At 60.9% G+C, this 19,594-nt stretch carries 18 protein-coding genes; 8 read left to right on the top strand and 10 right to left on the bottom strand.

Annotation, left to right across the window (positions count from 1 at the left end):
• Positions 1-28: 28 nt before the first annotated feature.
• Positions 29-229, bottom strand: coding sequence for a DUF1674 domain-containing protein (locus AC1DYF_RS02135; protein ID WP_477874763.1), 201 nt, complete (start codon positions 227-229; stop codon positions 29-31).
• A gap of 121 nt (positions 230-350) precedes the next feature.
• Between AC1DYF_RS02135 and htpX the strand changes: the two genes are divergently transcribed.
• The 4 genes from htpX to purH all read left to right on the top strand — a co-directional run bounded on the left by htpX (position 351) and on the right by purH (position 6,275).
• A complete protein-coding gene (gene htpX, locus AC1DYF_RS02130; protein ID WP_477874761.1) occupies positions 351-1,373 on the top strand; it encodes a zinc metalloprotease HtpX in 1,023 nt (340 codons plus the stop codon).
• Complete coding sequence (locus AC1DYF_RS02125; RefSeq protein ID WP_477874759.1) at positions 1,370-2,737, top strand: RsmB/NOP family class I SAM-dependent RNA methyltransferase; 1,368 nt, start codon at positions 1,370-1,372, stop codon at positions 2,735-2,737. Before htpX ends, AC1DYF_RS02125 begins: the two co-directional genes overlap by 4 nt.
• Positions 2,738-2,980: 243 nt before the next feature.
• Entirely contained in the window at positions 2,981-4,585 is a 1,605-nt protein-coding gene (locus tag AC1DYF_RS02120) for a heparinase II/III family protein (RefSeq protein WP_477874757.1), read from the top strand.
• Between the two features lie 76 nt (positions 4,586-4,661).
• Positions 4,662-6,275, top strand: coding sequence for a bifunctional phosphoribosylaminoimidazolecarboxamide formyltransferase/IMP cyclohydrolase (gene purH / locus AC1DYF_RS02115; RefSeq protein WP_477874755.1), 1,614 nt, complete (start codon positions 4,662-4,664; stop codon positions 6,273-6,275).
• A 61-nt stretch (positions 6,276-6,336) separates the two neighbouring features.
• Here purH and AC1DYF_RS02110 read toward each other — a convergent pair whose 3' ends face one another.
• Positions 6,337-7,665 carry an MFS transporter gene (locus AC1DYF_RS02110; protein ID WP_477875123.1) on the bottom strand — a complete coding sequence of 443 codons (1,329 nt, stop codon included), beginning with the start codon at positions 7,663-7,665 and terminating at the stop codon, positions 6,337-6,339.
• 216 nt (positions 7,666-7,881) lie between these two features.
• Here AC1DYF_RS02110 and pdxY point away from each other — a divergent pair, with 216 nt between their 5' ends.
• Both pdxY and AC1DYF_RS02100 read left to right on the top strand, forming a co-directional pair.
• Positions 7,882-8,757 (top strand): pyridoxal kinase PdxY, encoded by an 876-nt coding sequence (gene pdxY / locus AC1DYF_RS02105; protein WP_477874753.1) that lies wholly within the window; start codon positions 7,882-7,884, stop codon positions 8,755-8,757.
• 15 nt (positions 8,758-8,772) lie between these two features.
• A complete protein-coding gene (locus AC1DYF_RS02100) occupies positions 8,773-9,447 on the top strand; it encodes a carbonic anhydrase (RefSeq protein WP_477874751.1) in 675 nt (224 codons plus the stop codon).
• Positions 9,448-9,603: 156 nt separating this feature from the next.
• Here the strand turns inward: AC1DYF_RS02100 and AC1DYF_RS02095 are convergent, their stop codons facing one another.
• From AC1DYF_RS02095 to AC1DYF_RS02080, 4 genes are all read right to left on the bottom strand, one after another.
• Complete coding sequence (locus AC1DYF_RS02095; protein WP_477874749.1) at positions 9,604-10,437, bottom strand: lytic murein transglycosylase; 834 nt, start codon at positions 10,435-10,437, stop codon at positions 9,604-9,606.
• A 134-nt stretch (positions 10,438-10,571) separates the two neighbouring features.
• On the bottom strand, positions 10,572-11,603 hold the full coding sequence (locus tag AC1DYF_RS02090; protein WP_477874747.1) for an aspartate-semialdehyde dehydrogenase: 1,032 nt from the start codon (positions 11,601-11,603) through the stop codon (positions 10,572-10,574).
• A gap of 117 nt (positions 11,604-11,720) precedes the next feature.
• Entirely contained in the window at positions 11,721-12,005 is a 285-nt protein-coding gene (locus AC1DYF_RS02085) for a hypothetical protein (RefSeq protein WP_477874745.1), read from the bottom strand.
• 51 nt (positions 12,006-12,056) lie between these two features.
• Positions 12,057-12,821: a bestrophin-like domain gene (locus AC1DYF_RS02080; protein WP_477874743.1), complete on the bottom strand. Its 765-nt coding sequence runs from the start codon at positions 12,819-12,821 to the stop codon at positions 12,057-12,059.
• Between the two features lie 347 nt (positions 12,822-13,168).
• Between AC1DYF_RS02080 and AC1DYF_RS02075 the strand changes: the two genes are divergently transcribed.
• Complete coding sequence (locus AC1DYF_RS02075; RefSeq protein WP_477874741.1) at positions 13,169-15,043, top strand: MFS transporter; 1,875 nt, start codon at positions 13,169-13,171, stop codon at positions 15,041-15,043.
• A 52-nt stretch (positions 15,044-15,095) separates the two neighbouring features.
• Here the strand turns inward: AC1DYF_RS02075 and AC1DYF_RS02070 are convergent, their stop codons facing one another.
• Together AC1DYF_RS02070 and leuB are read right to left on the bottom strand one after the other, a co-directional pair.
• Positions 15,096-15,830: a phosphatase PAP2 family protein gene (locus AC1DYF_RS02070; RefSeq protein WP_477874739.1), complete on the bottom strand. Its 735-nt coding sequence runs from the start codon at positions 15,828-15,830 to the stop codon at positions 15,096-15,098.
• Between the two features lie 30 nt (positions 15,831-15,860).
• Positions 15,861-16,970: a 3-isopropylmalate dehydrogenase gene (leuB, locus tag AC1DYF_RS02065; protein ID WP_477874737.1), complete on the bottom strand. Its 1,110-nt coding sequence runs from the start codon at positions 16,968-16,970 to the stop codon at positions 15,861-15,863.
• 153 nt (positions 16,971-17,123) lie between these two features.
• On the opposite strand from leuB, the gene AC1DYF_RS02060 reads away from it, so the two are divergent.
• Positions 17,124-18,089 (top strand): bifunctional helix-turn-helix transcriptional regulator/GNAT family N-acetyltransferase, encoded by a 966-nt coding sequence (locus tag AC1DYF_RS02060; protein WP_477874735.1) that lies wholly within the window; start codon positions 17,124-17,126, stop codon positions 18,087-18,089.
• A gap of 265 nt (positions 18,090-18,354) precedes the next feature.
• On the opposite strand, the gene AC1DYF_RS02055 is transcribed toward AC1DYF_RS02060, so the two are convergent.
• Both AC1DYF_RS02055 and AC1DYF_RS02050 read right to left on the bottom strand, forming a co-directional pair.
• Positions 18,355-18,879, bottom strand: a complete 525-nt coding sequence (locus AC1DYF_RS02055) for a YcxB family protein (RefSeq protein WP_477874733.1) — start codon at positions 18,877-18,879, stop codon at positions 18,355-18,357.
• 7 nt (positions 18,880-18,886) lie between these two features.
• Positions 18,887-19,543, bottom strand: a complete 657-nt coding sequence (locus AC1DYF_RS02050; RefSeq protein WP_477874731.1) for a YggS family pyridoxal phosphate-dependent enzyme — start codon at positions 19,541-19,543, stop codon at positions 18,887-18,889.
• Between the last annotated feature and the right edge of the window lie 51 nt (positions 19,544-19,594).

The raw sequence follows: 19,594 nt of genomic DNA, 5'->3' as shown, positions 1-19,594 counted from the left end.
GCAGCACCGCCAGACGATCCGGTCCGGATCAGAAATCGATCGCCCGGCCGTTGACCTCCCAGTCCCCGAACCGGGCAGGGTCGGCGCCGCCACGACCGCCGACTTCCTTCGGCATCTCGAACGGTTTCTCAGCCTGGCGGCGTTCCTCGGCCTCTTTCAGTGCGCGAATAGCCGCCGGCGGCAGCGGGCGCTTACCGGATTGGTCGTTGTCGTTGTCGGCCGTGCTCATGGCGGTCACCTCGAAGCGTATTGAACTCTCCCCCGCGTCATCCCATTCTATAGGACAACAAAATCGAGAGTGCAAAACCGTGCCCCGGAGACACTTTGTTTCCGACACAGAGGAGAAAGGTATGAATTTCGTCCGCACCGCCATGCTGCTCGCCTTCCTGACGGCGTTGTTCATGGGCGTCGGCTTCCTGATCGGCGGCAAGAGCGGCATGTTGATCGCGCTTGTCATCGCCGCCGGCATGAACATCTTTTCCTGGTGGAATTCCGGCGACATGGTGCTGTCGTCCTATGACGCACAGGAGATCGACGAGCACAACGCGCCGGAATTCTACCGCATCATCCGCGATCTCTCGGCGCGCGCCAACCTGCCGATGCCGCGCGTCTATCTGATCAATTCCGACCAGCCGAATGCCTTTGCCACCGGCCGCAGCCCGGAAAATGCGGCCGTCGCCGCCTCGACCGGCCTGCTTCGACGCCTCACGCCCGACGAAGTCGCCGGCGTCATGGCGCACGAACTTGCTCATATCGAGAATCGCGACACGCTGACCATGACGATCACGGCGACCATTGCCGGCGCGATCTCGATGCTCGGCAATTTCGCCTTTTTCTTCGGTGGTTCGCGCGATGACCGCAACAATCCGTTCGGCTTTGTCGGCGTGCTGGTGGCGATGATCGTGGCGCCCTTCGCTGCCATGCTGGTGCAGATGGCGATCAGCCGTACGCGCGAATATTCCGCCGACCGGCGCGGCGCCGAGATTTCCGGCAAGCCGCTGTCGCTCGCTTCGGCGCTGCGCAGGATCGAGGCCGATGCCCATCAGATCCCCAATGAATATGCCGAGGCAAATCCAGCCACCGCGCATATGTTCATTATCAACCCGCTCTCCGGCGAGCGAATGGACAGCCTGTTTTCCACCCATCCGAGCACCGAGAACCGCATCGCAGCACTTGAGGAATTGGCCAAGGAGATGCGTGGCCAGCAGCAGGTGAACCAGCCGCACGAGACGGAAAATGCGCCTGCCGGCCCCTGGGGCCGCTCGACGGAGACGCCCGCGGCTGATAGACCGGCGCCGAAACCCGCTTCGACACCCAATATCCAATGGGGTCGTGGTGACCGCAAGCCGCCGGAAGGGCCTTATTCTCCATGACCGAATCCGGGCAGCGCCCGAAACCAAAGCCGAGATCAGGCAAGCCTCAAAACCGCGTGTCGGAGCCCACCAAACCGGGTTATGCCGCCCGCGCGGCGGCGGCCAAGATGCTGAGCGCCGCAGTCGAGCAGAAGACGCCGCTCGACGGCATGATCGACGAAGATCATGGCAACGCCGCCTTTCGGGCGCTCTCCATGCAGGATAGAGCGCTGGTGCGGGCGATTCTCAACTCCGCACTCCGGCATCTCTCCTGGATCGACGCCATCTTCGATGGATTCCTCGAAAAGCCGCTGCCCGACGGCGCAAGACATCTGCGCCACATCCTCGCTGTCGCTGCTGCACAAATCCTTTTCCTCGACGTGCCCGATCATTCCGCTGTCGATATCGCGGTCGAGCAGGCGCGACACGATCCGCGTTCGACCCGCTTCGCCAATCTCGTCAATGCTCTTCTACGCCGCCTGTCGCGCGAGAAAACGGAAGCGCTGGAGAAAGTGCGAGCCGGGACTTCCGTCTTCCCCGCCTGGTTTCGGGAGCGGCTCGAAACCGCCTATGGAGCTGACACAGCCGCCGCAATCGCTGCATCCTTCCTGGAACTCGCGCCACTCGACCTCACCATCAAGCAGAACCCTCAACATTGGGCAAACACGCTAGGCGGTACGCTGCTGCCGACCGGTTCGGTGCGGCTCGACAGTTTCGAAGGCGCGGTGACCGATCTTCCCGGTTTTACCGAGGGCGCCTGGTGGGTGCAGGATGCGGCCGCAGCCATCCCTGCCCGGCTGATGGGCGACATTGCCGGCAAGCGCGTCGCCGATCTCTGCGCCGCCCCGGGCGGCAAGACGGCACAGTTGATCGTCCAGGGAGCCGACGTCACTGCCGTCGAACAGTCGGCAAGCCGGCTCAAGCGGCTCGCAACCAATCTCGCCCGATTGCAGCTCGAAGCCAATCTCATGCAGGCGCGACTGGAAGAATTCCAGCCGGAAGAACTCTTCGATGCCGTCCTGCTCGATGCCCCCTGCTCCTCGACTGGCACCATACGCCGCCATCCCGATGTCCTCTGGACCAAGGGCCCGGCGGACATCGAAAAACTGGCCGACGTGCAGTACCGGCTGCTCGACAGCGCGCTGTCGCTGACAAAAGTCGGGGGACGAATCGTTTTCTCGAATTGTTCGCTCGATCCGCTGGAAGGCGAGGAGCTGATCGAGAAATTCCTGGCCAATCATCCCGGTATTACACGGATACCGCTTTCGCAGACGGATTGGCCGGGCTTGGAACAGGCAATCAACATACATGGCGAAATCCGCACGACGCCTGCCATGTTGGGCGGAATGGATGGTTTCTTTGCCGCCGTGCTGGCCAAGAATTAGAGATGCCGGCGCGCGTGTCCAAGAAACTGCTCATTTCGCAAGATTTCCGCAAAAAAACTTTATTGCTGTGCGGATGCTCCAAAGGCGGACTTTTCGCCGCGTCGCGATTAATATTTTGATTACCATCCGAAGATATTACTAACATTCGATATGAGCGGACCGAAGCGGCCAGGAACCCTGTCACATTCTGTCGGAGAAGTTCTTCGTCGGGCCTCGCTGCGTTTTGCAGTATGGCGCGCCGATATGCTGCCGTCGCTCAAGCGCGTGCCCGACAGACTTGTCGTTGCCCCGACCGATCTTAGAGCTGCAGATTCCTTCGTCGCCGCGGAGATCGCCGAAGGCCGCTTTCCATTGGCCGGGCGGCTCCTGTCCACGGAAGGGCAGTCCCCCTTCGCCATGGAACTGCCCTCACGGGAATTCGCCGGTCGTCTGCACAGCTTTTCATGGCTGCGGCATGTGCGGGCTTCGAAGTCAGACAGCCATGCCATTGTCGCCCGGCGGCTGGCCGAGGAATGGCTGGCCGGTCCCGGCCGCCGGGCCAGCGGCCCGGCCTGGGAGGCCGATACGGTGGCGCAGCGCGTCATTGCCTGGCTGTCGCATTCCACCGTGCTGCTGCGCAACGCCGATATCGCCTTCTATCGCCGCTTCCTGCGCAGCCTGGCGACCAATGTCAGCTATCTCGAAAAGACGGCGGATTTCCTGCCCGAAGGCGAATCGCGGCTGAGGGTGCGGATCGCGCTGGCCGCGGCCTCGATGGCCATTCCGTCGTCACCGCGTGTGGTGCGGCGGGCCGCGCAGATGCTCGATGCCGAACTCGACCGGCAAATTCTTGCCGATGGCGGCCATGTCTCGCGTAATCCGCGCGCCGGCCTCGAACTCCTGCTCGACCTGCTGCCGCTCCGACAAACCTATGTCAATCTCGGCATCGACCTGCCACCGCGGCTGATCCCGGCGATCGACCGCATGTATCCGGCGCTGCGCTTCTTCCGCCATCAGGGCGGCGAGTTGGCACTGTTCAACGGCGCCACGACGACGCTTGCCAACGAGCTGATGTCGGTGCTGCGCTATGACGAAACGGCCGGTACGCCCTTCAAGGCGCTGCCACATGCGGGCTACCAGCGGCTGACCATCGGCGACACCGTGATCCTGATGGATACCGGCGTGGCGCAATCGGCGGAACTGTCGAGAACGGCCCATGCCGGCTGCCTGTCATTCGAGCTTTCGTCGGGCAAGCATCGCTACATCATCAATTCCGGTTCTCCCCGCTTTGCGGGCGATCACTACCGGCAGCTGGCGCGGGCCACCGCGGCGCATTCGACACTGACGCTCAACGACACGTCGTCCAGCCGGGTTGGCAAGGGATCGGCGGCGGGCGGCGCCTTCTCCGAGGGCGTCAGCGAAGTGCTGCTGGAGCGGCACGATAGCGATGGCGACGGCGGCGGAGTGACGGCGGCGCATGACGGCTATCTCGAACTCTTCGGGCTGATCCACGAGCGCGCCATCCAGATCAATTCCACCGGCACGATGATCCGCGGCAAGGACCGGCTGAAAACCGCCGAGAACGGCGATCCCGCGGAAACATCCACGGACCAGGCCGTCATCCGTTTCCATATCCATCCGCAGATCGAGATCAAGACCGTGGATGCGCATGAAGTGCAGCTCCTGGCACCGGACGGCGAGTGCTGGACGCTGTCCTCCATCGATGTCGAACTCGCTGTCGAGGATGACGTGTTCTTCGCCGATCCGAGCGGCATCCGTGCTTCCAGGCAAATCGAACTTGCCTTCGCCCCTGCACAGCTGCCGGAAGTGCAATGGGTGTTGATGAAGAAGGCCGCTCCGCATTCCTGATCTGCCGATTTGAGGGTTTTATCCCGCCTTTCGCTGTGCTAACGCCACGGCGTCCATTCACAGGCAGGAGATCATCATGGCAGTCCACTCCAAGCGCATTCCGGCACCCGATCGCGTGGAGATCAAGACGGCGCTGCTCTCCGTCTCAGACAAGAGCGGCATCGTTGAACTGGCCACAGCACTTGCCGGCAAAGGCGTAAAAATCCTTTCCACCGGCGGCACCTATGAGGCGCTTACGGATGCCGGCGTGGCGGTGACCGATGTCTCTGAGGTCACCGGCTTTCCCGAGATCATGGATGGCCGGGTCAAGACGCTGCATCCCAAGGTGCATGGCGGTCTGCTCGCCATCCGCGATGATGCCGAGCACCAGGCGGCGATGGCCGAACATGGTATCGGCGGCATCGATCTTGCGGTGATCAATCTCTATCCTTTCGAAGAAGTTCGGGCTCGCGGCGCTGACTATCCGGAAAGCGTCGAGAATATCGACATCGGCGGCCCGGCCATGATCCGCGCTTCGGCGAAAAACCACGCCTATGTCACCGTGCTGACCGACCCGGCCGACTATGCCGAATTCATCGCACTGCTGCAGGCCGAAGGCACTGTGCCCTATCACTTCCGCCAGCTGATGGCCCAGAAGGCCTATGCCCGCACCGCAGCCTATGACACGGCAATTGCCAACTGGATGGCGGAGGATCTCGGCGTCGAGACGCCGCGCTACCGCACCATTGGCGGCGTCCTGCGCGAAGAAATGCGCTATGGCGAAAACCCGCACCAGAAGGCTGCCTTCTATGTCACCGGCGACACGCGGCCGGGCGTGTCGAATGCGACGCTGATCCAGGGCAAGCAGCTTTCCTACAACAATATCAACGACACGGACGCCGCCTTTGAACTGGTGGCCGAATTCGCACCGGGGAATGGCCCGGCCTGCGCAATCATCAAGCATGCCAATCCCTGCGGCGTGGCGACAGGTGCGAGCCTGAAGGAGGCCTATATCAAGGCGCTGGCCTGCGATTCCACCTCCGCCTTCGGCGGCATCATCGCGCTCAATTCACTACTGGACGCCGACACAGCGACCGAGATCGTCAAGCTGTTCACCGAGGTGATTATCGCCCCCGAGGTCAGCACCGAAGCCAAGGCGATCATTGCCGCCAGGCCCAATCTGCGGCTTCTCGTAACCGGCAGCCTGCCCGATCCGCGCACGGCCGGCCTGACTGCCAAGACCGTCTCCGGCGGCCTCCTGGTGCAGGCCCGCGACAATGCCGTGATCGCCGACGCCACACTCAAGGTCGTCACCAAGCGTGCGCCGACAGCGCAGGAACTCGAAGACCTGAAATTCGCCTATACGGTCGCCAAGCATGTGAAATCCAACGCCGTCGTCTATGCCAAGGATGGCCAGACCGCCGGCATCGGCGCCGGCCAAATGAGCCGCGTCGATTCCGCTCGCATCGCCGGCCTCAAGGCCAAAGAAGCGGCGAAGGCAAATAACTGGTCACAGCCGCTGACGCGCGGTTCGGCTGCGGCCTCGGAAGCCTTCTTCCCCTTCGCCGACGGGTTGCTGTCGGTGATCGGCGCCGGCGCCACGGCGGTCATCCAACCTGGCGGCTCGATGCGCGACCAGGAGGTGATCGATGCCGCCGATGCGCATGGCGTCGCCATGGTGTTTACCGGAATGCGGCATTTCCGGCATTAAGACTGTTCGCTCAAGAACTTGCGCGAAATAAAATAGCCTGCGATGGAAATCCAATCGTAGGCTATTTATTTTCCTCTTTCGCCGGATAAGGCGTAAACGCCATGATCGCCAGTCCAATGACAAAAAACGCGATCAGCGAAGCCATGCCGACGCGCGCCGATCCGGTCAGCGCAATCAAGACGCTGTTGACCAGTGTGGCCATGAATCCCGTTGCCCGGCCTGAAAAGGCATAGATGCCGAAATAGCGACCGGCTTCGTCGATATCGACGCTGCGCGCCAGGTAGGAACGCGACGAGGCCTGTGCCGGGCCGAAGACCAGGCCGATCAATGCGCCATAGACAATGTAGACCTGTTCCGCCGCGGTGCCGAACAGACCGCCGCTGTCGGCGGTCGAGAGCGGCACCAGACCGAAGAGGGTGAAGCCCGGCCCGGTGGAGATATTGCCGAATGTGGCGATGCTCAGGACGACGAGGCTGGCCACCACCACAGGCTTCGATCCGAGTGCGGAGTCGAGATAGCCGGCGGCCAGGCAGCCGAAGATCGCCACGGTCGCCAGCATGATGCCGTAGAGTCCGATCTCCGTCGTGCCCCAGCCGAACATGCCGGCAGCGAAGGCACCGCCCAGGAAGAGCAGGCCATTGACGCCGTCCTGATAGATCATTCGGGCGATCAGGAATTTCATCAATCCCGGCCGGTGCGACAGCCGCCGCAACGTCTCGCGAAGTTCGCCGAGCCCCTGACGAACCGCCGGCAGCAATGGCACATGCTTGGAGGAATCCGGCGTGAACAGGAACATCGGCAGGATGAAGACAAAATACCAGATCGCTGCAAGCGGCCCGGTGATGCGTGCATCTTCGCCGGTGGCGGGATCGAGACCGAAAAGCGGCGTCATGCCGATGATGATCGTCTTGCCCGTCGCCGGATTGCCGGCAAGGCAGAGCAGCACGAAGAACAGCGCGATCAGCCCGCCCGCATAGCCAAGCCCCCAGGCAATGTTTGAGATCTTGCCGATCTGCTCACTGCCGACCAGCCGCGGCATCATGGAATCGTTGAAGACGATGGAATATTCGGCGGCGATGGAAGCAACGACGATCAGAAACCCGATCAACACCACCGAACTGCCGGGCGCCGCGATCCAGAGCGCCGTGGTCGCGCCGATCTGGAAGATGGCGAAGAAACCGATCCAGAATTTGCGGTTGCCGGTGGCGTCGGCGACGGCGCCGAGCACGGGCGAGAGCACGGCGATGAACACAGCCGAAATCGTGCCGATATTGCTCCAGGCAAATGCGCCGGCCACCGGGTCGGCGACCATCCTGGCGGCAAAATAGGGGCCGAAGACGAAGGTGATCACCACAGTGAAGAAGGGTTGCGCCGCCCAGTCGAACATCATCCAGCCGAAGATGGCCAGCGGCCCGGCACGCCTGTCGCTTCTCTGAGCAATATCAGCCACTTGCTCGCCCCCTTCACTTGCCGTGGCGAACTTGGCATTTTGGCGTGAACAAGGCAAGACGAGAGCCGCATGCGACTGGCAAAAGCGCCGCAGCCGAATCCGGTTGACTTTTTGCTGCGCTGCGGCAATCAAAGGCCCGGGAGTAAGGACAAAAATATGGACAGACCAAGCCCGGCGGAAATCATCGCCATTTCCAGCCATGTCGTGCGCGGATCGGTGGGAAACCGCGCTGTTGCCTTCAGCCTCGAGACCATGGGCCATCCTGTCTGGTCGATGCCCACCGTCATCTTGCCCTGGCATCCCGGCCACGGTCGCTCGACGCGCATTCCAGTGCCGCCGGCGCAATTTTCAGCGGCGATCGATGACATCATTGCTGCCAAATGGGCCGACAGCCCCAAGGCTTTGATCACCGGCTATTTCGGCGATCCGGAACAGGTCGCGGCGGTTGCACGGCTGGCGCGCGCCTTCAAGCAACGAGACCCAAATTTCCTCTTCCTTTGCGATCCTGTCATCGGCGACTTGCAGGGGCTCTACGTGCCTGAACCAATCGCGGTGGCCATCCGCGACCAGCTGTTGCCGCTGGCCGACATTGCCACGCCGAACCGATATGAGCTCGCCTGGCTCTCCGGCGCCCCACTCGAAACCAATACCAAAATCATGGAAGCAGCGCTGATGCTGGGACCGCGCCGCGTATTGGTCACCTCCGCCGTGCCGATGATGTCGGGCGGCGTCGGCAATCTGCTGCTCACCGACCGACTGGCGCTGCTCGCCGAGCACCGCATGGTCGACAATCCGCCGAACGGCCTGGGCGACCTCACCGCCGCGCTCTTCCTGTCGCGCTTGCTCAGCGGCGAGGACGAGGAACGGGCGTTGCAGATGACCACCGCGGCGGTGTTCGAAATCCTCGCTCGCTCGGTCAAGCGCGGCGCCGACGAGCTTATGCTGTCGGAAGACTATTCGAGTTTTGCCACACCGATGGCGATGGTCCAGCTCCGCCATCTCATGCATCCGTCCCGCGCGAAAAAGAGGTAGCAGAAAGGAAGTCCCATGAGTTCGTTTCCCGATCATTTGCTCAACGGCTATCGCTCTTTCATGAACGGCCGCTATTCGGCCGAATCGAATCGATATCGCTCGCTCGCGTCCGAGGGCCAGGAGCCGCGGACGATGATGATTGCCTGTTGCGACTCGCGCTCCGCGCCGGAGACGATCTTCGACTGCGGCCCGGGCGAACTGTTCGTCGTCCGCAACGTCGCCAATATGGTGCCGCCCTACGGTCCGGACGAGCACTATCACGGCACCTCGTCAGCGCTGGAATTCGCCATACAGGGGCTCAGAATCCGCGAGATCGTCGTCATGGGCCATGGACGCTGTGGCGGCATCCGCGCGGCGCTCAACAACGATGGGGAACCGCTGTCGCCGGGCAATTTCATCGGCAAATGGATGAGCCTGCTGCGGCCGGCCGCCGAAGAGGTGACGCAATACAAATTCATGACCCCGGCTGAGCGGCAGCGGGCGCTGGAGCGCATCTCGATCCGCAATTCGATCGAGAACCTCCGGACATTTCCGGATATCGCAGCACTGGAAAAGCGCGGTGAGCTGGCGATCTACGGCGCCTGGTTCGACATCTCCACCGGTGAGCTCTGGATAATGGACCCGGAGACCGGCGATTTCAGCCGCCCACAGCTGGCAGAGGAGACAGTGTCGGAGGAAGGCGAGGGGTAGTTTGGGATTGGTTCTTCGAGGCTTTTCCGGCTACGCCAAAAAACGCCTCTCACGAAATCAAGCAACATAGGCCACCAAGCAAAATCGCCCGCGCTATCAGCGCGGGCGATTTTGCATATTCAATCTGACGAGGCCCGAGAAACAGGCCCGCCTAACTCACTCGCCCTTCGTGTCCCCATCGATCTGGGCACCCATGATGGCGATCGCCTGCTGGTAGACGGCAGCATCGTTCCAGCCCTTGATGGCGGCGAAATTCGGTTGGCCCTTCTGATAGCCGGCGCCGGCGCGCCAGCCATGGCCGTGCAAGAGGTTGGCCGTCGAAGCAAGCGCGTCGGCCTTGGAACCGATCAGGTCGATGCGGCCGTTGCCATCGCCATCGACGCCATAAGTGAGCACGTTCTTCGGCAGGAACTGTGTCTGGCCGATTTCGCCATGGGCGGCACCGCGCGACGCTGTCGAGATCGTACCTTGTTCGGTGAGCTTCAGCGCCGCATAGAACTGGTCGGTGAAATAGGGGCTGCGGCGGCAATCGAAGGCGAGCGTTGCCACAGCGGACAAGGTGTTCTCGTGGCCCATATAGCTGCCGAAGCCGGTCTCCATGCCCCAGATGGCGATCAGCGGACCCGCCGGAACGCCGAAGCGCTTCTCGATCGAAGCGAACAGCGCCGCATTCGCGCGCTTGATCTGCCGGCCACGGGCAACGATGGTAGACGAGCCGCGCTTGCGCATGAATTCGTCCAGCGACAGCTTGAACGAATGCTGGCCGCGGTCCGCACGGATCGTCGCCTTATTGTAGATGATGGCGGCCATGACCCGGTCGAGCGTCTGCTTGTTGATGCCCTTTCCCGCAGCCTCGGCGGAAAACTCGGTCTTCCATTCGTCGAAGCCGGCAGATGTCTTGCTGCAGGACGCGGCAAGCGCGCCGGAGGTCATGGAGAAAGAAGCAGCGAGAAATGCGAATGCGACAGCAAGTTTTCGTGTCGTGATCATGATGTCCTCTATTGTCGATCCGGCCGTCACAGGTCGAATCGCCCGAACTGAAGATTAGCCTGCCCTAAATTTTACAAAGGATAAACCCGCCAAGCAGACGTTTGCCGGGCGGGTTTTATTCATCCCTACTGGATTCAGGCTGCCTTGGCGGCCTTTATCAGGCCACGGTTAACAAGAAGTTCCGCGATCTGGATGGCGTTGAGCGCCGCACCCTTGCGCAGATTGTCCGAGACGATCCACATATTCAGGCCATTCTCGACCGTCGCATCCTCGCGAATGCGCGAAATAAAGGTCGCATCCTCGCCGGCGCTTTCATAGGGCGTGATGTAGCCGCCATTCTCATGCTTGTCGATCACCTGGCAACCGGGTGCGTCACGCAGAATCTCGCGGGCTTCCTCGGCAGTGATCTCGCGCTCGAACTCGATATTGACCGATTCCGAATGGCCGATGAACACCGGCACGCGCACGGCCGTGCAGGTCACCTTGATCGAGGGATCAAGAATCTTCTTGGTCTCGGCCAGCACCTTCCATTCTTCCTTGGTATAGCCGTCTTCCATGAACACATCGATATGCGGGATAACGTTGAAGGCGATGCGCTTGGTGAACTTCTTCGATTCGATCGGATCGGCGACGAAAACGGCGCGGGTCTGGTTGAAAAGCTCGTCCATGCCGTCCTTGCCGGCGCCGGACACGGACTGATAGGTCGAGATGACGAGGCGCTTTATCTTGGCATGGTCATGCAGCGGCTTCAGCGCCACCACGAGCTGCGCAGTCGAGCAATTCGGATTGGCGATAATGTTCTTCTTGCGGAAGTTGACTACCGCATCCGGATTGACCTCCGGCACGACCAGCGGCACTTCGGCGTCGTAACGCCAGGCCGAGGAATTGTCGATGACGATGCAGCCCTGCTGGCCGATCTTCGGCGACCACTTCATCGATACTGCGCCGCCAGCCGACATCAGGCAGATGTCCGTACCCTTGAAGTCGTAGTTTTCGAGATTCTTGACCGTCAGCGTCTTGTCGCCATAGGAAACCTCGGTTCCATGCGAGCGCGCGGAGGCAAGCGCCACGACCTCGTCGGCCGGGAAATCGCGCTCGGCGAGGATGTTGAGCATTTCGCGCCCGACATTGCCGGTGGCGCCTACGACTGCAATCTTGAAACCCATTTTGATCGTCTCTTTCTTTTCTCTCCACCGGTTGATGAGATCGGACCTTGATCGCCAAAACCGCGTCAGGTCCCGCTCCCGGCCTTGAGCCGGGGAGAGAGCGGCGGGCCAGGAACGTCAGACGGTTTTCGTCGTCGTTTTGGTGGCCCTGGTTTTGTATTCAGGAGAAAAAAGCGAACCTGCGCCGGACATGATGTCCGAACGGTACATGGAAACCGGCGCTCTCAAGCAACCCGTCATGAAGTGGTCCCTTTCAACGGGATTTCCTGTAGCGTGTTTTCCCGGCAAGTCAAGGGAAAAGCCGGCCATCAACGCCGCCAGGCAGTCGTCAATGACCGGGAACCATAGGCATACGCCGCAATTGCCATGACCCATATGCCGCCAGCTCGGGATCATTCGCATGGCAAAGTTTGCAAAAGGCGATCATGTCACCTGGAATTCGGAGGCCGGATGTCAGGACTGCCCCAACCGCGTCAGCGCGCCCTGCAGCGGCGCATCGGATATGTGGATGAAACCCGCATAGGGATTGTCCATGTCGGAGATCGCGAAAATGGCGCCGGCCACCGACAAGGCGCAGATCGTGTTGATGATCATCACCGTGGCGTTCGGGGGCGCCTGCAGCCCAAAGGTCCCGAACAGCAATGCGAGCCAGAAGATCAGAACGACGAAGAATCCCCATGGCAGGCCCTCGTCCGCGGTCTCGACCTGCAGCCAATGGCCTTCGGCTATTTTTCCCGACACGTCGAGCGCCCGGCTCTGGAGAAATTTTCGGGCATGGTCCTGCGGGTCGAGCGACCGAAGGCCGGCCTGAATGGTTTCAATGTCCTGAAATTCCGGTGGCGTCCCGGCCCCTACCTGATCGCTCGTTTGGATGCTCCAACCGCGGTCGAGCCGGTTCTGGATGAGCTTGCGCAGCTGGAGCCTGGTGTCATGGGTTTCCGATCCATATTGCGCCATGACGCGATCGAGGAGGACAATGTTGGCCGCCGTTGCCTTGAGGTCGCGCTCGGCATCGTCATAAGCGGTTTTGGCCGAAGCGATCAACAGGCCAAGGGCCAGCGCTGCGAGCGTTCCGACAACCGCCGTTGCCAGCTGCATCACCTCTTTCGAATCCGTATTGAGGTGATGCGCCGGAAGCCGATCGCGAACGGCCATGCCGGCTGACATCGACAATCCGAGGATCACGAAGACACATGAGGCCAATAACAATGCGTTCATTGCGGTCCTGCTTCATTGATCTGATCGTCCGCCGCGCTGATGCGAGCGGCTGGCCAGCGGCTTGGCGAGATGTCTTTAGCCTAGCGCAGGCAGCATGCTTCAAGCTTTCCGGGCTGGCATAGAGGCGTCCAGGAAAAACCGGTCCGCACTGGGCTTCCGAGGCGTTGCGATGACAAGGATTGTTGCCTGCAGGAGCCATCCGTTTCCATCCCGCACTGCACCTAAGACTTTCGTCATAAGCATAAAGCAAGGCTGCCGCGTGCGGCCGAATTCTGCCATCTTTTTGCAATCCGCGCAGAGGAAAGCCTTGAGGAGGGTTGCTGCGCCGGCACTTTGGAGGATTTGCAATGGCAGACATGACCATGTCCATGGCCCAATCGCGGCCCATGTCGTCGGAGGAGAAGAAGGTCATCTTCGCCTCCTCCCTCGGCACCGTCTTCGAATGGTACGACTTCTATCTTTACGGCTCGCTCGGCACCTATATCGGCTTTGCCTTCTTCAACTCCTATCCGGAGACGACCCGCAACATTTTCGTTTTGCTCGCCTTCGCCGCGGGCTTCCTGGTGCGGCCTTTCGGCGCCCTGGTGTTCGGACGCCTGGGGGACCTGGTCGGCCGCAAATACACCTTCCTGGTCACGATCCTGATCATGGGTTCATCGACCTTCCTGGTCGGTCTCCTGCCCGGCGCGGCCACGCTCGGCATTGCCGCGCCGATCATCCTGATCGCGCTTCGCCTGTTGCAGGGCCTTGCACTCGGTGGCGAATATGGCGGTGCGGCGACTTATGTCGCCGAACATGCGCCCGACAACCGCCGCGGCTTCTATACGTCCTGGATCCAGACGACCGCGACAATGGGCCTGTTCCTGTCGCTGATCGTCATCCTGCTCGTGCAGTTCATGATGAGCAAGGACGGCTTTGCCGAATGGGGCTGGCGCATTCCCTTTATCGTTTCATCGATCCTGCTGGGTATCTCGGTCTGGATTCGCATGAGGATGAACGAATCGCCGGTGTTCAAACGCATGAAGGAAGAAGGCACCCATTCGAAAGCGCCCCTGACCGAGGCTTTCGGCCAATGGAAAAACGCCAGGATTGCGCTGCTCGCCTTGTTCGGCGCCGTCGCCGGCCAGGCCGTCGTCTGGTATGGCGGCCAGTTCTACGCGCTGTTCTTCCTGCAGAACGTGCTGAAGATCGACCTCGCCTCGGCCAACATCATGGTCGCTGTGGCGCTCGGCCTCGGCGCGATCTTCTTCGTCGTGTTCGGCTGGCTGTCAGACAAGATCGGCCGCAAGCCGATCATCATGCTCGGCCTGCTGCTTGCCGCCGTGACCTATTTCCCGCTGTTCAAGGCGCTGACCTGGGCCGGCAATCCCGCGCTCTACACCGCCCAGCAGAATATCCATGCGACGGTGACCGCCGATCCGGCAGATTGCTCGTTCCAGTTCAACATGACCGGCACCAGCAAGTTCACCACGTCGTGCGACGTGGCGACTGCCTTCCTTGCCAAGAACTCGGTCTCCTATGCCGTGGTGCCAGCCGCAGCCGGCACGGTGGCCTCCGTCAAGATCGGCGATGCGACAATCCCGAGTTTCGTCAACACAGGCGGCGACGCCAAGGCCAACACGGCCAAGTTCGAGAAAGCTGCGTTCACGGCGCTCAAGACCGCAGGCTATCCGCTAACCCGCGCTCCTGCCCAGGTGGCTGAGCCGAAGATCGCCGCCTTCCTCGCCGCCAATCCAGAACTCGACCTCGACGAGGCCAAGGTCAGGGCCGTGGCGCCGGAAACCATGTCGGCCGCCAAACTGATCCGCGAGAAGATCATGACTGCCGCGGACCTCAATGGCGTAGCCAGCCTTCCCGTCTACAAAGTGCCGGGCGGCGGCGAATTCAAGATCTATGCCGATCCGGCGCAAATCAACTGGTTCCAGTGCATCGCCATCCTCTTCGTGCTGGTGATCTATGTGACCATGGTCTACGGCCCGATCGCGGCCATGCTGGTGGAGATGTTCCCGACCCGCATCCGCTATAGCGGCATGTCGCTGCCCTATCATGTCGGCAATGGCTGGTTCGGCGGCTTGSTTCCAGCGATCGTCTTCGCGCTCAGCGCCGCGAAGGGCGATATCTACTACGGTCTCTGGTATCCGATCGTCATCGCAGTCATGAGCCTGGTGATCGGCACGCTCTTCCTGCGCGAGACGAAGAACAACAACATCCATACGATCTGAGTTCGTTCCCCTGCCCAAGACTTTTCCGGCGCGAGCGATTGCGCCGGGTTTTTCATGTCCGCACCAACAGTTTTCCACCGCTGCCGTCAAACAGGATGCCAAAGCGGGAAAACAGCAAGGCCATGGCAAACGAAAACCACATGCCGAAGGCAAAGCCCGCCGTAACGTCACTTGGAAAATGCGCGCCGACGAAGACGCGCGTCAATGCGAAGCAAAAACCCAAAACCAGCAGCGGCCAGCGAAAGCGCGGAAAAAGCAGCGACAGCGCCATGAACAGCGCGCCATTCACCGTCGAATGACCCGATGGAAAGCTCTCCAGGTTGAAATTCCAGCTCAGGGGGTGCACGGAAAACAGCCCATCCTCGGCAAAGAGCACGGGTCTCGGCCGCCCGATCACCCGCTTGACCGTGTTGACGATCAGGGAGGCAAGGCCAACCGAGACAAGGATATAGATGGCGATCGGAATGAGGCGCGCCGCAATCTGTCCGCCGCGCGCACTCTTTGACAATTTTTGAAAAGCCCAGGCACCGACAACCACCAACGTTGCCAGCGTGAGTATCCACCACGAACGGCCGACATCCGTCACATGCGCGGCAGGATCGGCGAGCCAGGCCGGCCAGTGGCCATAGAGCCGAACTGCGATCGGATCCAGGAACAGGAAGGCAGCGGCCACCAGAACAACAGCCGCCAGGAATGGAAAGAGCACCGGCACAGGCCGATGCTCCGCTTGCGTGGCGCGATAGCGATCTCTGTAGAGTGCAAGAAGACCGGGCTTTTTCTCTGTCATTCCAGAGATATGCGTCGGCCTTCCGGCAAATCAAGCAGAGAGTTTGAGGAATTCCGCCAGGATCGTATCGCCCATCTCGGTTGTGCCGACCTTCTTGGCACCTTCCGACATGATGTCGCCGGTGCGGATGCCCTCGTCGAGCACATTGGCGATGGCCTTTTCCAGCGTGTCGGCTTCCTTGATCATGTTGAAGGAATAGCGCAGGCACATGGCAAACGAGGCGATCATGGCGATCGGGTTGGCGATACCCTGGCCGGCAATGTCGGGCGCCGAACCATGCACCGGCTCGTACATCGCCTTGCGCTTGCCGGTCTTCGGATCGGGGGCGCCGAGCGATGCCGACGGCAGCATGCCGAGCGAGCCGGTCAGCATGGCGGCGATGTCGGAGAGCATATCGCCGAACAGGTTGTCGGTGACGATGACGTCGAACTGTTTCGGCCAGCGGACGAGCTGCATGCCGCCGGCATCGGCGAGCATGTGGTCGAGCTGCACATCAGGATATTTCGCCTTGTGCGTCTGGGTCACGACCTCGTTCCACAGCACGCCCGACTTCATGACATTGCGTTTTTCCATCGAGCAGACCTTGTTGCCCCGCGTGCGCGCCAGCTCGAAGGCAACCGACGAGATACGTTCGATCTCGAATGTGTCATAGACCTGGGTATCGATGCCGCGCTTCTGGCCGTTGCCGAGATCGATGATCTCCTTCGGCGAGCCGAAATAGACGCCACCGGTCAATTCGCGGACGATGAGGATGTCGAGGCCTTCGACCACATCGGGCTTGAGCGAAGAAGCGTTGGCGAGCGCCGGATAGCAGATCGCCGGGCGCAGATTGGCGAACAGCGCCAGATCCTTGCGCAGCCGGAGCAACCCGGCCTCGGGCCGCACGTCATAGGGCACGCCATCCCATTTCGGGCCGCCGACGGCGCCGAACAGAACCGCATCGGCGGCGAGCGCCTTGGCCATATCCTCTTCCGAAATCGCCTTGCCATGCGCATCATAGGCCGAGCCGCCGACGAGACCTTCATCGGTCTCGAAACCCGCGCCGAACTTTTCGTTCATCGCGGCGATGATCTTGCGGACTTCCGCCATGGTTTCCTTGCCGATGCCGTCACCGGGCAGCAGAAAAAGCGTGCGTGACATTGCCAGACTTTCTGAAGGTTGGAGTTGAGGCTGGCGTCTCTTAGTCCGCAACATCCGGGTTTTCAAGCCGATGCGAGGATTTGCAGTACGCTCTTGTCAGACATTACCGCCTCGAATATAGTTGTAATATACAACTATATTCGAGGTCCTGCCGTGAATGCCGCCCTGACCCGTGCCGATATCCTTTCCGTCCGCGATGCCTCCCGCCGCATGGTGCGCGACCTCGGCTTCATGCGGCCGACGCTGGCCGAAACCGATCTTTCGCCATCCGCTGTGCATGCCATTATCGAAATCGGCAATCATGATGGTTTGACGGCCGGAGAACTCGGCCAGACGCTGCGATTGGAGAAATCCACCGTTAGCCGCATGCTGGCACGGCTCGTCGATCGCGGACTGATCTCGGAAATCGCAAGCGAGACCGATGGTCGCGCCAAGCTCCTGGCGCTTACCCCGCCCGGCAGAACGCTGCTCGGCGAGATCGACCGATACGCCAATGCGCTTGTCGACCGCGCGCTGAGTTCACTAGAGGACAGCGCCCGGACGCGGGTGATCGGTGGACTTTCCGCCTATGCCGGCGCGCTTAGCATGACGCGCGGTGGTGAAGCAGCGGACACGGGCAGAAAGATTGAGATCGTCACCGGCTTCCTGCCGGGGGCTATTGGCCGGATCGCTGAAATGCATGGCCGCTATTATGCCCACGACTGGAATTTCCCGCCGGTCTTCGAAGCCAAGATCGCCGACGGCCTTGCCGATTTCATCCCCCGTCTCGGCCGCCCCGGCAACCAGATGTGGCTTGCGGTAGAGGCCAGCCAGATCAAGGGATCGATCGCCATTGATGGTGAGGACCTAGGCGAAGGCAAGGCGCATTTGCGCTGGGTGATCGTCGAGGACGATTTGCGTGGGACGGGCACCGGGCGAAAGCTGGTGGCGGAAGCGATGAAATTCTGTGATGCGCAGGGATTTCCGGAAATTCATCTCTGGACGTTCAGAGGGCTGAATGCAGCGCGGAAGCTTTATGAGTCCTTCGGCTTTGAATTGGCCGAGGAATGGCAGGGAACGCAATGGGGGTTCGATCTGCCGGAGCAGCGCTTCGTGCGGCAGATGCCGACTGGAGTGTAGGGGCGGCCTCCCAGCAGCGTTTTGAGGTTGGCACGGACCCTTCGAGGCTTTTCCGACTGCGTCAAAAAAGCGCCTCAGGGTGAGGGCGAGTGTGTGGCGCCGTAAGTGCCCCAATCTCCCCCTTGCTGCGAGAGTGCTTGTGGCACTGCTAGCACCCCAATCTCCCCTCACCCTGAGGCGCCCCATGACGCGAAGCGGAATGGGGCCTCGAAGGGTCCATCGCGCATGGTCACCTCGATGAGGGTGGATGAAAGCGGACAAACCGCTACCAATCCATATTTGCAGAGGCACAGTTAATTACATCCGCGATCTGAGCCTCAGTGAAAGCTCGCTTCGGCACGATATGCATGACTTGCGGCGTTGGATAGAACAACAGCATACCGTCGTTTTCCGCGTGATCGGCCATGTCCTTCCACGGAAGTCGAGCGCTGCTGAGTTCGCCCAAGAACTGTATTTCCTGCTCAGACCAGGAATACGTGATTAGGCCAAGAAATGCCTTGCTTTCAGAAAACCGTTTGCGCGCATTTGATGGAACGAAAACGAAGTACCATAAGAGCAGCCTGAGACATATGCCTATTGCAAAGACGGTGATGAAGAAGACGGGATTTTGGATGAGTTTGTTGTTCGACAGCACGACAAGTGCCAGTACCCCGACAAACCAGACCCCGTACCGCAGCCAAGTCCGCGGCTGCCGGTAGCGCTTGATCATGGCCAGCTGATAGGCTCGAACGAAATCGTCCGGCGTGAGAGTAAAGGTAACTGAGCTATCTACAATCACGCTCTCGCCCATATTTCACCTATCTATGCCCAAAAATTGCCGATCCGACCCGCACGCTGGTCGCACCGAAACCGATCGCCGTCTCGAAATCCCCCGACATGCCCATGGACAGTTTCGCTACACCGCATTCTCGCGCCAGCTTGCCAAGCAGGGCGAAATGCGGCCCCGGATTTTCATCCGCCGGCGGAATGCACATGAGCCCTTCAATTCTGAGGGAAAGTTCGTCGCGGCAGAATGTGACAAAAGCGAGCGTGTCATCCGGGGCAATCCCCGCCTTCTGCGGCTCCAGGCCGGTATTGACCTGGACATAGAGTTTTGGCGCCTTGCCCTGCTTGTCGATCTCCGCCTTGATGGCGCGGACGATCTTCTCGCGGTCGACCGTCTCGAGGACGTCGAACAGCGCCACTGCATCCGCCGCCTTGTTGGATTGCAGCGGGCCGATCAGATGCAGTTCGATATCCGGAAAGCGCTGTTTGAGCTCCGGCCACTTGCCTTCGGCTTCCTGCACCCGGTTTTCGCCATAGAGCCGATGGCCGGTTTCGAGCACCGGCAGGATATGCTCGGCGGAGAATGTCTTTGTCACCGCGACGAGGTCGGCGCGATCCTGGCGTCCCGCCTCTTCCGCGGCCTTTTCCATCCTCGCCTTGACTTCGTTGAACTGTTCGACGACCGACATGTCATACTCCAAAACTTCTGGTTTCTCCGTAGCGGAACCACCATATGATTG

Source organism: Rhizobium sp. P2_G9, from assembly GCF_056403475.1.
The sequence above is the reverse complement of the archived record's forward strand: the minus strand, read 5'-3'. Positions and strand labels throughout refer to the sequence as shown.

Excerpts from the sequence above, each read along its gene's own strand:
- leuB (WP_477874737.1), bottom strand. The coding sequence starts at position 16,970 with ATGTCACGCACGCTTTTTCTGCTGCCCGGTGACGGCATCGGCAAGGAA.
- AC1DYF_RS02135 (WP_477874763.1), bottom strand. The coding sequence starts at position 229 with ATGAGCACGGCCGACAACGACAACGACCAATCCGGTAAGCGCCCGCTG.
- AC1DYF_RS02110 (WP_477875123.1), bottom strand. The coding sequence starts at position 7,665 with ATGATGTTCGACTGGGCGGCGCAACCCTTCTTCACTGTGGTGATCACC.
- AC1DYF_RS02090 (WP_477874747.1), bottom strand. The coding sequence starts at position 11,603 with ATGGGTTTCAAGATTGCAGTCGTAGGCGCCACCGGCAATGTCGGGCGC.
- AC1DYF_RS02085 (WP_477874745.1), bottom strand. The coding sequence starts at position 12,005 with ATGCGAATGATCCCGAGCTGGCGGCATATGGGTCATGGCAATTGCGGC.
- AC1DYF_RS02125 (WP_477874759.1), top strand. The coding sequence starts at position 1,370 with ATGACCGAATCCGGGCAGCGCCCGAAACCAAAGCCGAGATCAGGCAAG.
- AC1DYF_RS02100 (WP_477874751.1), top strand. The coding sequence starts at position 8,773 with ATGAGTTCGTTTCCCGATCATTTGCTCAACGGCTATCGCTCTTTCATG.
- AC1DYF_RS02055 (WP_477874733.1), bottom strand. The coding sequence starts at position 18,879 with ATGGGCGAGAGCGTGATTGTAGATAGCTCAGTTACCTTTACTCTCACG.
- htpX (WP_477874761.1), top strand. The coding sequence starts at position 351 with ATGAATTTCGTCCGCACCGCCATGCTGCTCGCCTTCCTGACGGCGTTG.
- purH (WP_477874755.1), top strand. The coding sequence starts at position 4,662 with ATGGCAGTCCACTCCAAGCGCATTCCGGCACCCGATCGCGTGGAGATC.
- AC1DYF_RS02095 (WP_477874749.1), bottom strand. The coding sequence starts at position 10,437 with ATGATCACGACACGAAAACTTGCTGTCGCATTCGCATTTCTCGCTGCT.
- pdxY (WP_477874753.1), top strand. The coding sequence starts at position 7,882 with ATGGACAGACCAAGCCCGGCGGAAATCATCGCCATTTCCAGCCATGTC.
- AC1DYF_RS02050 (WP_477874731.1), bottom strand. The coding sequence starts at position 19,543 with ATGTCGGTCGTCGAACAGTTCAACGAAGTCAAGGCGAGGATGGAAAAG.
- AC1DYF_RS02080 (WP_477874743.1), bottom strand. The coding sequence starts at position 12,821 with ATGAACGCATTGTTATTGGCCTCATGTGTCTTCGTGATCCTCGGATTG.
- AC1DYF_RS02070 (WP_477874739.1), bottom strand. The coding sequence starts at position 15,830 with ATGACAGAGAAAAAGCCCGGTCTTCTTGCACTCTACAGAGATCGCTAT.
- AC1DYF_RS02120 (WP_477874757.1), top strand. The coding sequence starts at position 2,981 with ATGCTGCCGTCGCTCAAGCGCGTGCCCGACAGACTTGTCGTTGCCCCG.